Origin of the sequence: Mesorhizobium sp. M0621 (assembly GCF_040320745.1) — a bacterium.
Lineage (GTDB): Bacteria > Pseudomonadota > Alphaproteobacteria > Rhizobiales > Rhizobiaceae > Mesorhizobium.
On record NZ_JAMYQF010000036.1, the window covers coordinates 34200 to 51623 of the forward strand.

Below are 17424 nucleotides of genomic sequence, written 5' to 3' on the forward strand. Positions count from 1 at the left end.
GCTCCGCCGCACTGATCGTCAGAGAAAATAGTCCGGGAAAGTCGTCGGCGTTAACTTCATGCCTGGCTAATGCATGCTATCGCTGCCGGCTGGTGATGCTGGAAGGCTGGCATCCCACAGGGGATGACGGGATTATGTTTATGTTAAAGCGACGGGCCGGAAAATTTTCCAAGGCCGTTTTCAGTCTGGCCTGGGCGCTACATCTGGCAGGAATTCCGATTTCCTATTCGACAAACGCATACGCGCTCAACGGCGATGCCAAGCTGCCCAAGCCTTATGTTTCCAGGGCGATCGAAGCGGTCCTGCTGCCAATCAATGGCACTGTACGCAAGGAGTTCAAACTCAAGCCACACGCCCACGGCGTCCTCGTGCTGTCGGTGAAGCCTGGTGGCACCGGCGAAAAGCAAGGCATCAAGCCGGGCGACGTGATTGCCAAGGTCCACGGCCACAAGATCTACAAGCCGATCGATGTCGATACGGTGGTCTACCATTGGGCCAAAGCAGGCAAATCCGACTTCCGATTCGACTGCTATCGCGATGGTAAGTCCTACAACTCCAACGGCACGATCACGCTTAGCAGCTACGAAACCGCCATCGATGTCGTCACTGTCGCGACGTGGACAAGCTGGTCCGTCGCAACTGCCTTCAGCTATTCGGAGTTCTACAGCGAATATAGCCAGGAGATGACTGCCACCTACGAATCGTCCGAGACGACCGTGGAGGCGACCGCCTCTTCCGAGGAATTCACCTCCGAGGCCAACAGCGAGGCTACCGACGAAAGCTCGGACAGCAAAGCGGACGCGACAACTGACGGCGCGAGCGATTCGGCGACGGAGCCGAGCGATCAGGCAGAGGCTTCCGGAACCGACGACACCGATGCTCCCGCCGCAGAAGACAATTCCGACGACGGCGACGATGGCGATGCCGCCGACGACAGTTCCGGCGACGATGATTCCGGCGGCGGGGATGACGGCGGTGGGGATGACGGCGGTGGCGACGATAGCGGTGGCGACGAGTAACCCGCCAGCCTGCCGACTATCGGATCGGCAGAGATATCCAGATGTTCGGTTCAAGCCACGGCAATCGCTTCGGGCTAATTTGTCTCCTTGCCGATGCTGGCACCCAGTCTGCGCGATTGGCTTGGGTTCGGGCGGCTTTGCGGTTGCTCGAGCCTGTGCCGTCATGATAACCAGAACGCGCGCGGGTATGATGTAATGGTAGCTTGTCAGCTTCCCAAGCTGAACGCGCGGGTTCGATTCCCGCTACCCGCTCCAGCCGTCATCCCACCTCCCTCAGAATGAAATCGTGCAGCATCTTGGCGGCCGGCGACAGCACGCGGTTCCTGACCGTGATCAGGCTGTAGGGCCTGACCTCGATGTCGAATTCGGTCTGGACGACGTCGATGGCGCCGGCCAGCCCATCGGGGTTCTGGATGAACTTCGCCACCTGGATCGATACCGGCGCAATGGCATCGGACTGCGCAACCATGACCAGGGTCAGAAGCAGTGAGCTGGTGTTGAGGATGCGATCCGGCAAGGCGATGTTGCGGTTGAGGAAATTGCTCTCCATCGCCTGGCGCAAGGGCGAGCCGCCCGACTGAAAAACCCAATCATAGGCTGCGGTGTCTTCCAGCCGCACCGCCTTGCCCTTGGTGAGCGGATGGCCCCGGCGCACGATCAGGCAGGCCTTCTCGACGCCGATGACGCGGGACTCGAACAGACGCGGATTGAGGTCGTCGGGGATGCGCGCGATGATGAAATCATGGCGCGTGGCGATCAGCTCGCGCGCCAGCACGTTGGAGGTTTCGACCTGCATGGTGATCTCGATGCGCGGATGGATGCGGCGGATCTCACGAATTGCCGGCACCACCAGCTCGATCGCCGGTGCTGTGACCGCCCCCAGGAACACCGAACCACCCTTGCCCGCCTTGAGCTCGGAAATCTCGCGATCGACCTCGCGCATCTCCAGTAGGATCGAGCGCGCGCGCCTTGCCAACGCCTTCCCATAGGGGGTCAACGTGATGCCGCGCGGCAGCCTTTCACACAGTTTGACCTCGAGGACGGCCTCCATCTCGCCGATCATGCGCGAGGCCGCCGGCTGCGAAATGTTCATCACCTGGGCCGCGGCGCTGACCCGGCCATGGTCGTCGAGCGCGACGATCATGCGCATGTGGCGCAGACTGAGGCCACTGCGTAGCAGGGTTTCGCCGTCGCCCGGCATTTCTCTGTAAGCATCTGAAATCGCGCTTGAATTCCGTAACGCCGCCATTGCGTTTCCCTTGCTTCCAGTCACTGCCGGCCGGCGGTCGCGCCGGCTCGGCTCGCCTCATAGCGCATACCAAACATGATATAGCAACCATCAAAGATCGCATTTGACAGTTATGGCAAAGAACCACACCCTTCGCGCGTTCCGAGACGTGACGGTCGCTGACGAGAAAAATCGTATCGATTGAAATCAGCGCCTCGGGGCCATGGGAGGATACCGGAGATCGATATGACGGCAGCAGTGCCTTGGCACTTCTGCACGATTGCGCGGCCCGCGACCCCCGGGGTGCCGCGTCCATCAACCAGGGAGAGTTAAAGTGAAGATCATAAAGACACTGGCCGCCGTCGCGGCCCTTGGCATCGCTGCCATGACCTACTCGGCGCACGCAGCCGACAAGGGTCTTGTCGGCGTGCTGATGCCGACCAAGACCTCGCAGCGCTGGATCAACGACGGCGACGCCGTCAAGTCCCAGCTCGAGGCTCTCGGCTACACCGTCGACCTGCAATACGCGCAGGACGACATCCCCAACCAGCTCAGCCAGTTGGAAAACGAAATCACCAAAGGCCCGAAGGCGCTGATCATCGCCTCGATCGACGGCACCACCCTGTCGGATGCGCTGCAGAAGGCCGCTGACGCGGGCGTCGTCGTCGTCGCCTATGACCGCTTGATCAAGAAGACCGCCAATGTCGACTACTACACCACCTTCGACAATTTCGGCGTCGGCGTCATCCAGGCGAATTCGCTGGTCAAGGGCCTCAAGGAGCGTTTCCCGAACACCAAGCCGTGGAACGTCGAACTGTTCGGCGGCTCGCCCGACGACAACAACGCCTTCTTCTTCTACAACGGTGCGATCTCCGTCCTGCAGCCGCTGATCGACGACGGCTCGATCAAGATCAAGTCCGGCCAGACCGGCATGGACAAGGTCGGCACGCTGCGCTGGCTCGCTGCCACGGCGCAGGCCCGCATGGACAACCTTCTCTCGGCCAACTACTCGGACGGCAGCCGCGTCGATGGCGTTCTGTCGCCCTATGATGGCCTGTCGCGCGGCATCACCGCCTCGCTGCGCGCCGTCGGCTACGGCACGGACGCACAGCCTTGGCCTGTTGTGACCGGCCAGGACGCCGAGACCGCCTCGGTCAAGCTGATCATCTCGGGCGAGCAGTACTCGACCGTGTTCAAGGACACCCGCGAACTGGCCAAGGCTACCGTCGAACTCGTCGACAAGGTGCTCTCGGGCGGCAAGCCGGACGGCCTCGATGAAAAGACCTACAACAACGACGTCAAGGTCGTCCCCTCGATCCTCTTGACGCCGCATGAGGTAGACAAGTCGAACTACCAGGCACTGGTCGTCGACTCCGGCTACATCAAGGCCGACGAACTGAAGTAACCCCGGTTACAAAGTCAGGGGTCCTGCGCAACGCAGGACCCCTTTTCGTTAACCAGCGAGCCCGGTATTGTTTACCGACCTCGCCGGCAGTGTTTGCCGACCTCTCAAGGAGCGGTAGTCCCATGGCCTCGACGATTTTGGAGATGCGCGACATCACCAAGACGTTCCCCGGCGTGAAGGCGCTGTCGAACGTCAACCTCAGTGTCGAGGAAGGCGAGATCCATGCCGTGGTCGGCGAGAACGGCGCCGGCAAGTCGACGCTGATGAAGGTGCTGTCGGGCGTCTATCCCACGGGCACCTATGACGGCCAGATCATCTTCAACGGCCAGGAATGCCACTTCAAAGGCATCCACGACAGCGAACACAAGGGTATCGTCATCATCCACCAGGAGCTTGCCCTGGTGCCGATGCTGTCGATCGCCGAAAACATTTTCCTCGGCAACGAGCACGCCAGATACGGCGTCATCGACTGGAATGCCAACGAAGCGCGCACCGGCGCCCTGTTGAAGAAAGTGGGCCTCAAGGAGGACCCCAAGACGCTGATCACCAATATCGGCGTCGGCAAGCAGCAATTGGTCGAAATCGCCAAGGCGCTGAGCAAAGAAGTCAAGCTGCTGATCCTCGACGAGCCGACGGCATCGCTCAGCGAAAAGGACAGCCAGGCGCTGCTCGACCTGCTGCTCGAATTCAAGCGGCAAGGCATGACCTCGATCCTGATCTCGCACAAGCTCAACGAAGTGAACCGGGTCGCCGACAAGGTGACCGTCATCCGCGACGGGCGCACCATCGAGACACTGGCCAAGAAGGACATCTCGGAAGACCGCATCATCACCTCGATGGTCGGCCGTTCGCTCGACGACCGCTATCCGCCGCGCGAGCCGAAGATTGGCGAGGTCGTGTTCGAAGTGAAAAACTGGTCGGTCTTTCATCCGCTCCACGCCGATCGGCAGGTGATCAAGGGCATCGACATCAATGTGCGCAAGGGCGAAGTGGTCGGCATTGCCGGATTGATGGGCGCCGGCCGCACTGAATTCGCGATGAGCTTGTTCGGCCGCTCCTATGGCCGCCATATCACTGGCGAAGTGCTGCTCAAGGGCAAGCCGATCGATGTTTCCTCGGTGAGCAGGGCAGTTGAACACGGCATCGCCTACGTGACCGAGGACCGCAAGACCTACGGTCTCAACCTCATCGACCATATCAAGCACAACATCACGCTGGCCAATCTCGGCGGCGTCTCGCGCCATAGCGTGATCGACGACCTGCGCGAACTCTCCGTCGCCAACGACTATCGCAAGAAGACCAATATCCGCGCTTCCAGCGTCTATCAGATGACCGGCAATCTTTCCGGCGGCAACCAGCAGAAGGTGGTGCTGTCGAAATGGCTGTTCGCCGACCCGGAAGTGCTGATCCTCGACGAGCCGACGCGCGGCATCGATGTCGGCGCCAAATACGAAATCTACACGATCATCGCCCGCCTCGCCGCCGAAGGTAAGGCGATCGTGGTCATCTCGTCGGAAATGCCAGAACTGCTCGGCATCACCGACCGCATCTACGTCATGAACGAAGGCCGCATTGTCGGCGAAATGCCCGCGGCGGACGCGAGCCAGGAAAAAATAATGCGCGCCATCGTCCGGGGAGAAGGAAAAGCAGCATGAGCACCGAAAGCGCCCCCGCCCCGCAGAGCAACGTCGCCGAAGACGTGCCGCAGCGTCCACGCATCGCCGTCTCGGCGCTGACGACGAACCTGCGCGAATACGGCCTGATCCTGGCGCTGATTGCCATCATGGTGTTCTTCCAGTTCACCACTTCCGGAACGCTGTTCAAGCCGGTGAACCTGAGCAACCTGGTGCAGCAGAACTCGTTCATCATCGTGATGGCGCTGGGCATGCTGCTGGTGATCGTCTCCGGCCATATCGATCTCAGCGTCGGCTCCGTCGCCGGCTTTATCGGCGCACTGGCGGCGATGATGATGGTCATCTGGCCGCTCGGCCCCTTGAGCAATCCGCTGGTAGTGTCGATCATCTGCCTCATCGTGGGTGGCGCGATCGGCGCGGCGCAAGGCTACTGGATCGCCTATCACCGAATACCGAGCTTTATCGTCACGCTGGCCGGCATGCTGATCTTCCGCGGCATCTGCCAGGCGCTGCTGGGCGGCGGATCCTCGGTGGGGCCGCTTCCCGCCGGCTTCAAGGCGCTCAGCTCCGGCTTCATCCCGGATGTCATCGGGCCCCTGACGCTCATCCCGCCGACAGTGAACGCGGCCGGCAAGACCATCATCGGCAGCGGACTGACGCTGCACATGACGACGATCGTGCTAGGCCTGATCGCTGTGCTGGCCTACGCCTATTTCGGGCTGAGGACACGACGCAAACGCGAACGCCATGGCTATGAGGCCGAGCCCTTTCCCCTGTTCGTCATCAAGACGCTGGTTGGCAGCGCGCTGGCACTGTTCCTGGTCTACCAGTTCGCCAGCTACAGGGGCCTGCCGGTGGTGCTGCTCGTCATGGGCGTGCTGATCTCGCTGTTTGTCTTCGTCACCAAGCGCATGACCATCGGCCGCCGCATCTACGCAATGGGCGGCAACGCCAAGGCGGCGCAGCTGTCAGGCATCAAGACAGAACGGCTGACGCTGATGGTGTTCGTCAACATGGGCGTGCTGTCGGCACTTGGCGGCCTGATCATCGCGGCGCGGCTGGGACAGGCGGTCCCGGCTGCCGGCCTCGGCAGCGAGCTCGATGTGATCGCGGCCGTCTTCATCGGCGGTGCCTCGGCGATGGGCGGTGTCGGCCAGGTCATCGGCGCGGTGGTCGGCGGCTTCATCATGGGCGTGATGAACAACGGCATGTCGATCATGGGCGTCAATGTCGACTGGCAGCAGGTGGTCAAAGGCCTGGTGCTGCTCGGCGCCGTGATCTTCGACGTCTACAACAAGAACAAGGCCTGACGGGCCAGCGAGGCAACGAGGAAGGCATACGGGTCCAGATCGCGATGCTGCCGGCAACCCGCCGGCGTCAAGAAGTCCCTCAGGGACCAAGCTCGCGAGCGCAATCCGGACGAAGAATTTCACCCGTGGCGCGGCGAGGTCCGAGCCGCGCAGGTTAGGGTTTGCCAAATGGCAACCGGGTCAAGACAAAGAGAGGATTCATCATGCTGATCTCCCAGATTCTCGATGACGCCGAGACCATCCGTGTCGTTGCCCGCAACGGCGGCAAGACCCGGATCATCAACGGCGCCCGCAGCGTCTACTCGCTGGCGATGGAGGCCGCCCGCACCGGCGTCGGCCTTGTCGCGCTGATCGAACGCAAGGGGCTTGGCGAGACGGTCGATCTCGAGGCGGCCTACAAGAAGGGACGGCTGCTGTCGCCGATCAACCATCCCGATCCGGCGCATCTGCACCTGACCGGTACCGGACTGACGCATCTCGGCTCAGCGGCGACACGCGATTCCATGCACAAGAAGCTCAGTGCCGACGGTGAAGAACAGCTGACCGATTCCATGAAGATGTTCCGCATGGGGCTGGAGGGCGGCAAGCCCGCGAAAGGCCAGATCGGCGTGCAGCCGGAATGGTTCTACAAGGGCAACGGCACGATGGCGGTGGCGCCAGGTGCGGCACTCCTGTCACCGGCTTTCGCCAAGGACGCCGGCGAAGAGCCCGAGGTCGCCGGGATCTACGTCATCGGCGACGACGGCGCGCCGTTCCGCGTCGGCTTCACGCTGTCGAACGAGTTTTCCGACCACGTCACCGAGCGCGTGAACTATCTGTTCCTCGCCCATTCCAAGCTGCGCAACGCTTCGTTCGGGCCGGAGATCCTGATCGGCGATCTGCCGTCCGATATCAGGGGCACCTCGCGCATCGTGCGCGACAACGACGTGCTGTGGGAAAAGCCGTTCCTGTCCGGCGAAGCGAACATGTCGCACACCATCGCCAATCTCGAACATCACCACTTCAAATATGCGGCTTTCCGCCAGCCGGGCGACGTGCATGTGCACATGTTCGGCACTGCGACGCTGTCCTTCGCCGACGGCATCAGTACTGAAGCGGGCGACGTGTTCGAGATCGAGGCCAAGGATTTCGGTCTGCCGCTGCGCAATCCGCTCGAGATCGAACAGCCGGTGAAGGTGGCGGTGAAGGCGCTGTGAGGCGTCGATGACAGCGTGATCTCCCCCCTCGTGGGGGAGATGGCCGGCAGGCCAGAGGGGGGCGCTGTCCGGCCAATGTCTCCATCACTTGGTTTTTCTTTCGAACCAGTCTGCTGGTGCAGAGAGGCTGGCGATCCTTCGCGCCCCCCTCTGCCTTGCCGGGCATCTCCCCCACGAGGGGGGAGATTGGCGGCTTCAACGCCTCAATAGATATCGAAGTCGAAATACTTGGCCTGGATCTTCTTGTAGGTGCCGTCGGCGACGATCGCGTCGATGGCCGCATTGAGCTTGTCGCGTAGCGCCGTGTCTTCCAGGCGAACGGCAATGCCGGCTTGTGTCTCCGTGCCCTTGACGTCGCCGACCAGCTTGCAGCAGCCGTCGCTTGCCTTCTTCAGCCAGTCCATCAGCACGAACTTGTCCGAGATCACAGCGTCAAGCCGGCCGTTCGTCAGGTCGGTGATCGCTTCTTCCTGGGTCGGGTAGAGTTTTGCCTCGGCGCCAGCCTTGCCATATTCATTCTGGGCATAGTCGGCCTGCGTGGTCGAGGCCTGCGCGCCGACCGTCTTGCCGGCAAGGGCTGCCGGTTCGGTCGAGGTGAGATCGCTGTCCTTCGGCGCCACCAAAGCGAGCGGTGTCGTATAGTATTTGTTGGTGAAGGAGACCTGCTTCTTGCGCTCCTCGGTGATGCTCATCGAAGCGATGATGGCGTCGAACTTCTTCGCCTGCAGGGCGGGAATGATGCCGTCCCAGTCCTGGGTGACGATTTCGCACTCGACCTTCATCTGCGCGCACAGCGCATTGGCGATGTCGATATCGAAGCCTTCGACCTTGCCGTCCGAAGTGATGGTGTTGAACGGCGGATAGGCGCCCTCGGTGCCGATCTTGATTTTCTCGGCTGCCTGCACCGATAGAGAGCCGGCCGCCAACACCAGCATGGCAGCGCCTGCTGCCGATATGATCCATTTCGAAATCTGCATTTTCTTGGTTCCCCTTGAACGCCGCCAGCTTGACGACCAGCAAGGCAGCCAAGCATGGCGAGCCAGCGCAGGCAAGTATTTTGCCTGGGGGGTAGTGGGGTTCAGCGCGCGGCGCGGAAATGCTTGGACAGCTTCAGGCCCTGCGCCTGGTAATTGGAGCCGAGATCGGTGCCATAGAGCGCCTGCGGCCGCTTCAGCATATGCTCGTAGACCAGACGGCCGACGATCTGGCCATGATCGAGGATGAACGGCACTTCGTGGCTGCGCACTTCCAGCACCGCCCGGCTGCCGGTGCCGCCGGATGCCGAATGGCCGAAGCCCGGATCGAAGAAGCCGGCATAGTGGACCCGGAACTCGCCGACCAGCGGATCGAAAGGCGTCATCTCGGCGGCGTAGAGCGGCGGCACATGCACCGCTTCCTGGCTGACGAGGATGTAGAACTCATCGGGGTCGAGCACCAACTCGCCGGCGCCGCTCTTGTGGATCGGCTCCCAGAAGTCGACGACCTCCTGTGCGGCGCGTTTGTCGACATCGACGAGACCGGTGTGATGCTTGCCGCGATAGCCGACAAGCCCGTTTTGATCGCCGTTGAGGTCGATCGACAACGCGATGCCGCCGCCGGAGATGTTCGGCGGCTCGGTGGCAACCAGCATCTCCGTGCGATGCAGTTCGTGCAGTTCGGCTTCCGACAGCAGCGCATTGCCGGTGCGGAAGCGTATCTGCGACAGGCGCGAGCCGGTGCGCGCGACGATCGGGAAGGTGCGCGGGCTGACCTCCAGATAGAGCGGCCCGTGATAGCCGGCGGCGATCTTGTCGAACTCATGGCCGCGATCGGTCATGACGCGGGTGAAGATGTCGAGCCGCCCGGTCGAACTCTTGGGATTGGCCGAAGCCGAAATGTCCGCCGGCAATGCCAGGCTTTCAAGCAAGGGCACGATATAGACGCAGCCGGTCTCCAGCACCGCGCCCTCGGCCAGGTCGATCTCGTGCAGTTGCAGCCGGTCGAGCTTTTCCGAAACCTTATGGTTGGGACCCGGCAGGAAGGAGGCACGCACCCGCCAGGCCTTGTCGCCGAGCCTGAGATCAAGGCTGGCCGGCTGGATCTGGTCGGCGTCAAGCGCACGCGCCGACTTCAGCGCGCCGGACTGGAACAGCGCCGAGATGTCCTGATCGGGAAGAATGCCTGTCTGCCGCAAGGCTCTGCTCCTAGAGGGCAGGCTTTTTCGGAACCTGCTTGGTACAAACCTCTTAATGAAGCCGGCAATTGACGCAAGCGTGGCACGGGTCTAAAGGGTCATTATCCCGTGGTGATTTGGCCGGTCGGCTTGCAGCCACGTTAAACAAGTCGCTAAAGGACCGTCGGGCCGCAAGGCCGTATGGACCGGTTGCGACTTTCGCGGCCGGTTTTTTTGTGTCTGGAAGAAGAGCGATGAGCACCAACAAGCGCAACTGGAAGCCTCAGACGGCACTCGTGCACAGCGGAACGCTGCGTTCCGCTTTCGGCGAAACGTCGGAAGCGATTTACCTCACCCAGGGCTACGTCTACGAAACGGCGCAGGCCGCCGAAGCCCGTTTCAAGGGTGAGGAGCCGGGCTTCATCTATTCGCGCTACGCCAATCCGACCGTCGACATGTTCGAAAAGCGCATGTGCGCGCTGGAAGGTGCGGAGGACGCCCGCGCCACCGCCTCCGGTATGGCCGCGGTGACGGCAGCGCTTCTGTGCAGCGCCAGGGCCGGCGACCATATCGTGGCGGCGCGCGCGCTATTCGGCTCCTGCCGCTGGGTGGTCGAGACGCTGGCGCCGAAATACGGCATCGAAGCGACGCTGGTCGACGGCACCGACATCGCCAACTGGGAAAAAGCGGTGAAGCCGAACACCAAGCTGTTCTTCCTGGAGAGCCCGACCAACCCGACGCTGGAAGTGGTCGACATCGCCGCGGTTGCCTCGCTTGCCAATTCGATCGGTGCCAGGCTGATCGTCGACAATGTCTTCGCCACGCCCTTGCAGCAAAAGCCGCTGCAGCTCGGCGCCCACATCGTCGTCTATTCGGCGACCAAGCACATTGACGGCCAAGGGCGCTGTCTCGGCGGCGTCATCCTGTCGGACAAGAAGTGGATCGACGAGAACCTGCACGACTATTTCCGCCACACCGGGCCTAGCCTGTCACCTTTCAACGCCTGGACGCTGCTGAAGGGCTTGGAGACGCTGCCGCTGCGCGTACGCCAGCAGACGGAAAGCGCGGGCCGGATCGCGGATTTCCTGGCCGAGCGGCCGGAAATCGCCCGTGTCATCTATCCCGGCCGGGCCGACCACCCGCAGGCCGATGTCGTCAAGAAGCAGATGTCGGGCGGCTCGACGCTGATCTGCCTCGACGTCAAGGGCGGCAAGCAGGCGGCCTTCGCCCTGCAGAACGCGCTCGACATCGTGCTGATCTCCAACAATCTCGGTGACGCCAAGAGCCTGATCACCCATCCGGCGACGACGACGCACAAGAATTTGAGCGACGAGGCGCGTGCTGAACTCGGCATCGGGCCGGGCACGCTCAGGCTGTCGGTCGGCCTGGAAGACACCGACGATCTGCTGGAGGATATCGCGCAGGCGCTGAAGGCCAAATAGGAGGCCTTTGGCTTTCAGGCGCCGGACGGCGTCTCTTCCAGCTCGGCCGCCTTTGTGCCGATCGTCATCGCATTGCCGCGCCACTCGACGGCACCGCCGAGCCAGCCGCGCGCCCACATCGCCGGCAGAATCAGGTCGCGCATTGCCATCGCCGCGACCATGCGTGGCGACAGGTACCAGCCCTTTGAGCGGGCCAGAATGCACTCGGGAAGGTAGAAGGCTGCCAGCACGGCAATGGCGGTTGCCCAGAGGCTGATGCCGGCGCTTGCCGCCGCAATCAGCGCCAGCACCAGCGGCACCACCGCGCCAGTCAGGATTTCAGGCGCGAAGAACAGGGGAAAGGTGACGCGGCGCAGGCGAGCCCAACGGGCCTGGCGCGACCAGATCTCGCCAAATGTGCGCAGGCCGAGCGGCTGCTCGAAGGGCGAGGCGACGAGATTGACGCGCAGGCCGAGGCCATTGACCAGCTTGGTCGCGGCGGCGTCCTCGGCGATCTCGGCGGCCAGCGCGCGGATGCCGCCATTGGCATCGAGCATCGGCTTGTTCCAGAGCATGCTCTTGCCTTGGGCAAAGCCAAGGCCAAGCGCCTCGCCCGCATATTGCCAGCGTGCCTGCAGCGTGTTGAGGAAAACGCATTCGACTTCAGCCCAGAAGCCGGCCGGCCGCGAACCGATCGGCGTCGAGCAGACAAGGCCAGTGTCCGGCCGCCATGCAGCCATCAGGTGCTGGACGTAGTCTCTCGGCATCAACACGTTGGAATCGGCCAGGATCACCCAATCGTGCCGCGCCGCTTCCCAGCCCTTGACGCAATTGTTGAGTTTCGGATTGGCGCTGATGCGGTCGTCGCCGACCAACAGCCGGGCCGGCACCTTGGGAAACAGGACAATCGCCCTGTTTATCAGTTTGACCACCGGATCGTCGGCATGGGCGACGCAGAAGACCAGCTCGTAGCGCGGCCAGTCGAGCGAGAAGGCGCGCTCCAGTGTCTCGTGCGTGAAGGGTTCCACGCCACGCGACGGCACGACGATCGACACCGGCCGCGGCTTGCCGACGGGCGGCGCTATAATGCGGCGCCGTTTCAGACGCGACGCGGCAAGCACGATGCTGGCGAGATTTGAGAGGATGAGAGCAGTTGAAAGCGCGGCGGCTATGAGAGTGAGTTCCATCGAGATCCGGTAGCTCCAGGAAAGCCGCCCACCAGAACAATCTAGGGGGATGACGACAGATCTCAACAGTTCGACAGAGCGCCCGAGTCGCGCGGCATTGATCGGCACAGACCATCATTGACCATTGTCACGTGTCACTTAAATGACATTCTTTGCCGGCACCTGCACATCAGACCGCGATGACAGGATGCGTACCGTTGACCGGCCACCACGGAGCGCCGAAAGTTACAGGATTGTTTTGGAGCCGCTTATGTACAGCGCCGTCACGCGCAACATCGAAGTGCAGGTCAGGCCGTTCTATCTGGAGGACCGCTCGGATCCGTCCGAGAACCGCTATGTCTGGGGCTATCAGATAACGATCGACAATCAGTCGGACGACTTCGTGCAGCTGTTGTCGCGCTATTGGCACATCACCGACGGCACCGGCCGGGTCGAAGAGGTACGCGGCCCAGGCGTCGTCGGCGACCAGCCCGAACTCAATCCCGGCGACAGCTACCAATACACGTCCGGTTGCCCGCTCTCGACACCGTCCGGCATCATGGTCGGGCACTACACGATGCGCAACGAGCGGGGCGAGACGTTCGACATCGCCATCCCCGCCTTTTCACTCGACCTGCCGGGGACGCGGCGGACGGTGAACTAATTTGCCTCGCCGGCCGCGAGGCAGCCGGCGAGGCGTGTTTTCTCTACTGAGCCGCAAATTCCGCCGGGTCGAAGTCGTATTGCTTCGAGCAGAATTCGCAGGCGACGTGGATGCCGCCATCTTCGGTGCTGTCCTTGATCTCCTGCGCGGAGAAACCCTCCAGGATGCCGCGGATCTTGTCCCGGGAGCACGAGCACTGGTCGGCGACCGGAACGCCGCCAAAGACGCGCACGCCATGCTCGTGGAACAGCCTGTAGAGCAGCCGCTCGGCGCCGATCGTCGGGTCGATCAGTTCGGTCGGCTCGATGGTGCCGAGCAGCGCCAGCAACTCCTGCCAGGAATTGTCGGCCGGATCGTGGATCTCCTCGCGCGGATCGCCATCGCCGCCAGGCAGGTCCGGCACACGCATGCGCTCTGGCGATTGCGGCAGGAACTGCGCCAGGATGCCACCGGCGCGCCACTGCTCGCGGGCGCCGCCAGGGCCGGGCGTCAGCAGCTTGGCCACCGAAAGCCTGAGATCGGTCGGAATCTGCTCCGACTGACGGAAATAGGTGCGTGCCGCATCTTCCAGCGTCTCGCCATCGAGCTGGACGATACCCTGATAGCGCTGCGTGTGAGCGCCCTGATCGATGGTCAGCGCCAGCACGCCGGTGCCGAGCAGGGTCTGCTGGGACGTTTCGCCCGCCGCGACCAGCGCTTCCAGCCGGTCGGCATCGAAACGCGCATAGGCGCGCAGCGCCGAGGGTGTGGAAAAATCCGCGACCAGCATGTCGACAGGCCCGTCGGTGCGGGTCTGCAGGATGAACTTGCCCTCGAACTTTAGCGAAGTGCCGAGCAGCACCGTCAGCACACAGGCTTCCGCCAGCAGGCGGGCGACCGGCTCGGGATAGTCGTGGCGGCCAAGGATGGCGTCGAGCATTGGCCCGAGCTGGACGGTGCGGCCGCGCACGTCGAGCGGGCCGACCTCGAAGGGCACGACGTGATCGTCGCCGGCGTAGCCGAATTCGCCGAGTTTGGGGTGATGTTCAGTCACTTGATAGGTTTCCAACATAACAAAGCTCCAGGGCGCGGCCATGCCGCCCTGTCGGGAGCATGCGTCGAAACGCGCTTGATTTGCGTGATGTGGCGCAAATAGGCATCACACCCCGGCAGATCAAGCTCCCAGGCTCAAGCGCCGAGACACCAGGCGAGCACGGCCTTCTGGGCATGGAGCCGGTTCTCGGCCTCGTCGAAGACCACCGAATGCGGCCCGTCGATGACTTCGTCGGTCACTTCCTCGCCGCGATGCGCCGGCAGGCAGTGCATGAACAGCGCGTCCGGCTTGGCCTTGGCCATCAGCTTGGCATTGACCTGGTAGGGCGAGAACACGTTGTGGCCGCGGGCGCGATGCTCCTGGCCCATCGATACCCAGCAATCGGTGACGATGCAGTCGGCCTGATCGACGGCTTCCTCGGGCGAGCGGGTGAAGTGCAGCTTGCCGCCATGCGCCTGCGACCAGTCGATATGCTTCTGCGCCGGCTCGCTGCCCTCGGGCACGGCGACGTTGAGGTTGAAGCGGAACCGGGCCGAGGCTTCGAGCAAGGAATGCAGCACATTGTTGCCGTCGCCGGTCCAGGCGATGGTCTTGCCGGCGACCGGACCGCGATGTTCCTCGAAGGTCATGATATCAGCCATCAGCTGGCAGGGATGGGTGTCATCGGTCAGTCCGTTGATCACCGGAACGGTAGCGTTCTCGGTCAGCTCCAGCAGCCGCTCATGCGAGGTGGTGCGTATCATGATCGCATCGACATAGCGCGACAGCACCTTGGCGGTGTCGGCGATGGTCTCGGAACGGCCGAGCTGCATCTCGGTGCCGGTCAGCATGATGGTCTCGCCGCCAAGCTGACGCATGCCGACGTCGAAGGAGACGCGCGTGCGCGTCGACGGCTTGTCGAAGATCATCGCCAGCACCTTGCCTTCGAGCGGCTTGGTCCGCTCGCCGGCCTTGAGGCGCGCCTTTCGCACCACCGCATCGTCCAGCATGAAGCGCAGATCGCCTTCGGAGACGGCGGAAAGATCGGTGAAATGGCGAACTGACATCAGCAATGGTTCCGGGATTACTTCGCGGCGGCGGCGGCGATCGCCTCCGCCAGGCCCTTGGCGCCGGCGCGGATGCGGTTGAGTGCGTCGTGGATCTCGGCGTCGGTGACGGTGAGCGGCGGCAACAGGCGAATGACGTTGTCGCCGGCCGGAACCGTAAGCAGGTGCTGGTCGCGCAATGCCATGTTCACCTTGGTGTTGGGCATGGCGCATTTGAGGCCGAGCATCAGCCCGGTGCCCCTGATGTCCTCGATGACCTCGGGAAACTCGTCGGCGACCGACGCAAGCCCCTGCTTCATCAGCAGCGCCTTGCGCTGGACGTCTTCCAGGAAGCCGTCTTCCAGCACGACATCGAGCACGGCGTTGCCGACCGCCATGGCCAGCGGGTTGCCGCCGAACGTGGTGCCATGCACGCCTGCGGTCATGCCGACGGCCGCTTCGTCCGTGGCAAGGCAGGCGCCCATCGGGAAACCGCCGCCAATGCCCTTGGCGATCGCCATGATGTCTGGCGTAACCCCTGACCATTCATGCGCGAACAGCTTGCCGGTGCGGCCGATGCCGCACTGGACCTCGTCGAAGATCAGCAGCAGGCCGTGCTGTTCGCACAATTGCCTGAGCCGCTTCAGCGATTGCGTCGGCACCGGACGGATACCGCCCTCGCCCTGGACCGGCTCGATCAGGATGGCGGCCGTCTCCGGCGTGATCGCCTTTTCGGCGGCGTCGATGTCGTCGAAACCGACCTGATCGAAACCTTCGACCTTGGGGCCGAAGCCTTCGAGATATTTGTATTGGCCGCCGGCCGCGATGGTGGCCAGCGTGCGGCCATGGAAGGCGCCTTCGAAGGTGATGACGCGGAAGCGCTCGGCGTGGCCGTTGACGAACTGATAGCGCCGCGCCGTCTTGATTGCGCATTCCAGCGCCTCGGCGCCGGAATTGGTGAAGAACACCTTGTCGGCGAAAGTGGCGTCGACCAGCCGTTCGCCAAGCCGGCTCTGCCCCGGGATCTCATAGAGATTGGAGACATGCCAGAGCTTGGCGGCCTGTTCGGTGAGTGCTGCCACCAGATGCGGATGGCTGTGGCCCAGCGAATTGACGGCGATGCCGCCGGCGAAATCGAGATATCGCTCGCCCTTGTCGGTAATCAGCCAGGTGCCTTCCCCGTGGTCGAAGGCCAGGGGTGCGCGAGCAAAGGTCTCGTAAAGCGCCGAACCGCTCATTATATGCGTCTCCGGTACCGGAAAATCAAAAAAGCCGCCAAAGCGGCGGCCTGTGCGGCTTATCGTGTTTTTCGGCCATGAAGTCAACGAAAACGTCGCGTAGTGCCGCGCGGCAAGCCCTCTGACGAGACGCCGGCTCATAAGCGACCGGGCAAGTTGGGGAAAACCGAAAAAACCGATTCGTGTTGCGCTTGGGACTCTTGTCACCGAGTCAGCGCATAGAGTAGTTGTAGACGAGAAATAACTAGATTTCGTGCGGCGGACCTAATCACCAGATATATGTGGTGTCTGCCCCGGCAAATAGTGCCGGGTCGGGAGTGGATTCCGGTTGCCGCACGCTTAGCAGGAGCGCGGTCTCATGAACTGGACTGACGAGCGGGTAGAACTCTTGAGGAAACTGTGGTCGGAGGGTCTGAGCGCAAGCCAGATTGCTGCGCAGCTTGGGGGGGTCAGCCGCAATGCGGTCATCGGCAAGGTGCATCGGCTGAAATTGTCGGGCCGCGGACGCTCGACCGCCGCGCCGGCACGCCAGAAGAAGGCGGCGCAAGGATCGACCGTTCAGAAATCGGTATCGCGTGCCGCGACGGCTACGCGCCACGTCACGACCTCGATTGGCGCGACTGCGTTGCAGACGCAGTTCGACGCCGAGCCGGTGGCACGCCACTACATCCGCCCGGTCGAGAATGTCGTGTTGCCGATCTCGCGGCACCTGCAGCTCGTCGAGCTGACCGAGCGGACCTGCAAATGGCCGAACGGCGATCCGCTTTCGGAGGACTTCCATTTCTGCGGCAACGAGGCCGCCGAAACCGGCCCCTACTGCAAGTACCACGCCCGCGTGGCGTTCCAGCCGGCATCGGAGCGGCGGCGGAGCCGCTGAGCGAATAGCGAATAGCGAATAGCGAATAGCGAATAGCGACTGATTGAGCTTCCACG

The 17424-nt window shown here is 62.8% G+C and carries 15 protein-coding genes, 1 tRNA gene and 1 riboswitch; of the genes, 9 read left to right on the top strand and 7 right to left on the bottom strand.

Going from position 1 to position 17424, the window contains the following annotated elements; all coding sequences use genetic code 11:
- The first annotated feature begins 95 nt into the window (after positions 1-95).
- Both NKI38_RS22380 and NKI38_RS22385 read left to right on the top strand, forming a co-directional pair.
- Positions 96-1019 carry a PDZ domain-containing protein gene (locus NKI38_RS22380; protein ID WP_352660772.1) on the top strand — a complete coding sequence of 308 codons (924 nt, stop codon included), beginning with the start codon at positions 96-98 and terminating at the stop codon, positions 1017-1019.
- Positions 1020-1200: 181 nt separating this feature from the next.
- Positions 1201-1274 (top strand) — tRNA-Gly (locus NKI38_RS22385).
- Positions 1275-1278: 4 nt separating this feature from the next.
- Here NKI38_RS22385 and NKI38_RS22390 read toward each other — a convergent pair.
- The gene (locus NKI38_RS22390; protein WP_352660775.1) at positions 1279-2268 is read right to left on the bottom strand and encodes a LysR family transcriptional regulator; all 990 of its coding nucleotides are present in this window, start codon (positions 2266-2268) and stop codon (positions 1279-1281) included.
- A gap of 313 nt (positions 2269-2581) precedes the next feature.
- Between NKI38_RS22390 and chvE the strand changes: the two genes are divergently transcribed.
- The 4 genes from chvE (at position 2582) to araD1 (ending at position 7792) form a co-directional block, all read left to right on the top strand.
- Positions 2582-3652, top strand: a complete 1071-nt coding sequence (gene chvE / locus NKI38_RS22395; protein ID WP_352660778.1) for a multiple monosaccharide ABC transporter substrate-binding protein — start codon at positions 2582-2584, stop codon at positions 3650-3652.
- Between the two features lie 122 nt (positions 3653-3774).
- Positions 3775-5307, top strand: a complete 1533-nt coding sequence (mmsA, locus tag NKI38_RS22400; protein WP_352660781.1) for a multiple monosaccharide ABC transporter ATP-binding protein — start codon at positions 3775-3777, stop codon at positions 5305-5307.
- The gene (mmsB, locus tag NKI38_RS22405) at positions 5304-6596 is read left to right on the top strand and encodes a multiple monosaccharide ABC transporter permease (protein ID WP_352630110.1); all 1293 of its coding nucleotides are present in this window, start codon (positions 5304-5306) and stop codon (positions 6594-6596) included. The genes mmsA and mmsB overlap by 4 nt, the downstream gene beginning before the upstream one ends.
- 203 nt (positions 6597-6799) lie before the next feature.
- The gene (araD1, locus tag NKI38_RS22410; RefSeq protein ID WP_352660784.1) at positions 6800-7792 is read left to right on the top strand and encodes an AraD1 family protein; all 993 of its coding nucleotides are present in this window, start codon (positions 6800-6802) and stop codon (positions 7790-7792) included.
- A 203-nt stretch (positions 7793-7995) separates the two neighbouring features.
- Here araD1 and NKI38_RS22415 read toward each other — a convergent pair whose 3' ends face one another.
- On the bottom strand, positions 7996-8769 hold the full coding sequence (locus NKI38_RS22415; protein ID WP_352660787.1) for an ABC transporter substrate-binding protein: 774 nt from the start codon (positions 8767-8769) through the stop codon (positions 7996-7998).
- 101 nt (positions 8770-8870) lie between these two features.
- On the bottom strand, positions 8871-9965 hold the full coding sequence (locus NKI38_RS22420; RefSeq protein WP_352660790.1) for a 2'-deoxycytidine 5'-triphosphate deaminase: 1095 nt from the start codon (positions 9963-9965) through the stop codon (positions 8871-8873).
- Between the two features lie 98 nt (positions 9966-10063).
- A riboswitch (SAM riboswitch) is annotated at positions 10064-10141 on the top strand.
- A gap of 57 nt (positions 10142-10198) precedes the next feature.
- On the opposite strand from NKI38_RS22420, the gene NKI38_RS22425 reads away from it, so the two are divergent.
- Positions 10199-11386: an O-succinylhomoserine sulfhydrylase gene (locus tag NKI38_RS22425; protein ID WP_352660792.1), complete on the top strand. Its 1188-nt coding sequence runs from the start codon at positions 10199-10201 to the stop codon at positions 11384-11386.
- Positions 11387-11400: 14 nt separating this feature from the next.
- On the opposite strand, the gene NKI38_RS22430 is transcribed toward NKI38_RS22425, so the two are convergent.
- Positions 11401-12552, bottom strand: coding sequence for a ceramide glucosyltransferase (locus NKI38_RS22430; protein ID WP_352660794.1), 1152 nt, complete (start codon positions 12550-12552; stop codon positions 11401-11403).
- 250 nt (positions 12553-12802) lie between these two features.
- Here NKI38_RS22430 and apaG point away from each other — a divergent pair, with 250 nt between their 5' ends.
- A complete protein-coding gene (gene apaG / locus NKI38_RS22435) occupies positions 12803-13195 on the top strand; it encodes a Co2+/Mg2+ efflux facilitator ApaG/CorD (protein ID WP_352630122.1) in 393 nt (130 codons plus the stop codon).
- A 43-nt stretch (positions 13196-13238) separates the two neighbouring features.
- On the opposite strand, the gene NKI38_RS22440 is transcribed toward apaG, so the two are convergent.
- The 3 genes from NKI38_RS22440 to NKI38_RS22450 all read right to left on the bottom strand — a co-directional run bounded on the left by NKI38_RS22440 (position 13239) and on the right by NKI38_RS22450 (position 16491).
- Complete coding sequence (locus NKI38_RS22440; RefSeq protein ID WP_352660796.1) at positions 13239-14270, bottom strand: Hsp33 family molecular chaperone; 1032 nt, start codon at positions 14268-14270, stop codon at positions 13239-13241.
- A 92-nt stretch (positions 14271-14362) separates the two neighbouring features.
- Entirely contained in the window at positions 14363-15274 is a 912-nt protein-coding gene (gene argF, locus NKI38_RS22445; RefSeq protein WP_136619647.1) for an ornithine carbamoyltransferase, read from the bottom strand.
- Between the two features lie 17 nt (positions 15275-15291).
- Positions 15292-16491, bottom strand: a complete 1200-nt coding sequence (locus NKI38_RS22450) for an aspartate aminotransferase family protein (protein WP_352660798.1) — start codon at positions 16489-16491, stop codon at positions 15292-15294.
- 358 nt (positions 16492-16849) lie between these two features.
- On the opposite strand from NKI38_RS22450, the gene NKI38_RS22455 reads away from it, so the two are divergent.
- The gene (locus NKI38_RS22455; RefSeq protein ID WP_352630129.1) at positions 16850-17368 is read left to right on the top strand and encodes a GcrA family cell cycle regulator; all 519 of its coding nucleotides are present in this window, start codon (positions 16850-16852) and stop codon (positions 17366-17368) included.
- Positions 17369-17424 lie beyond the last annotated feature (56 nt).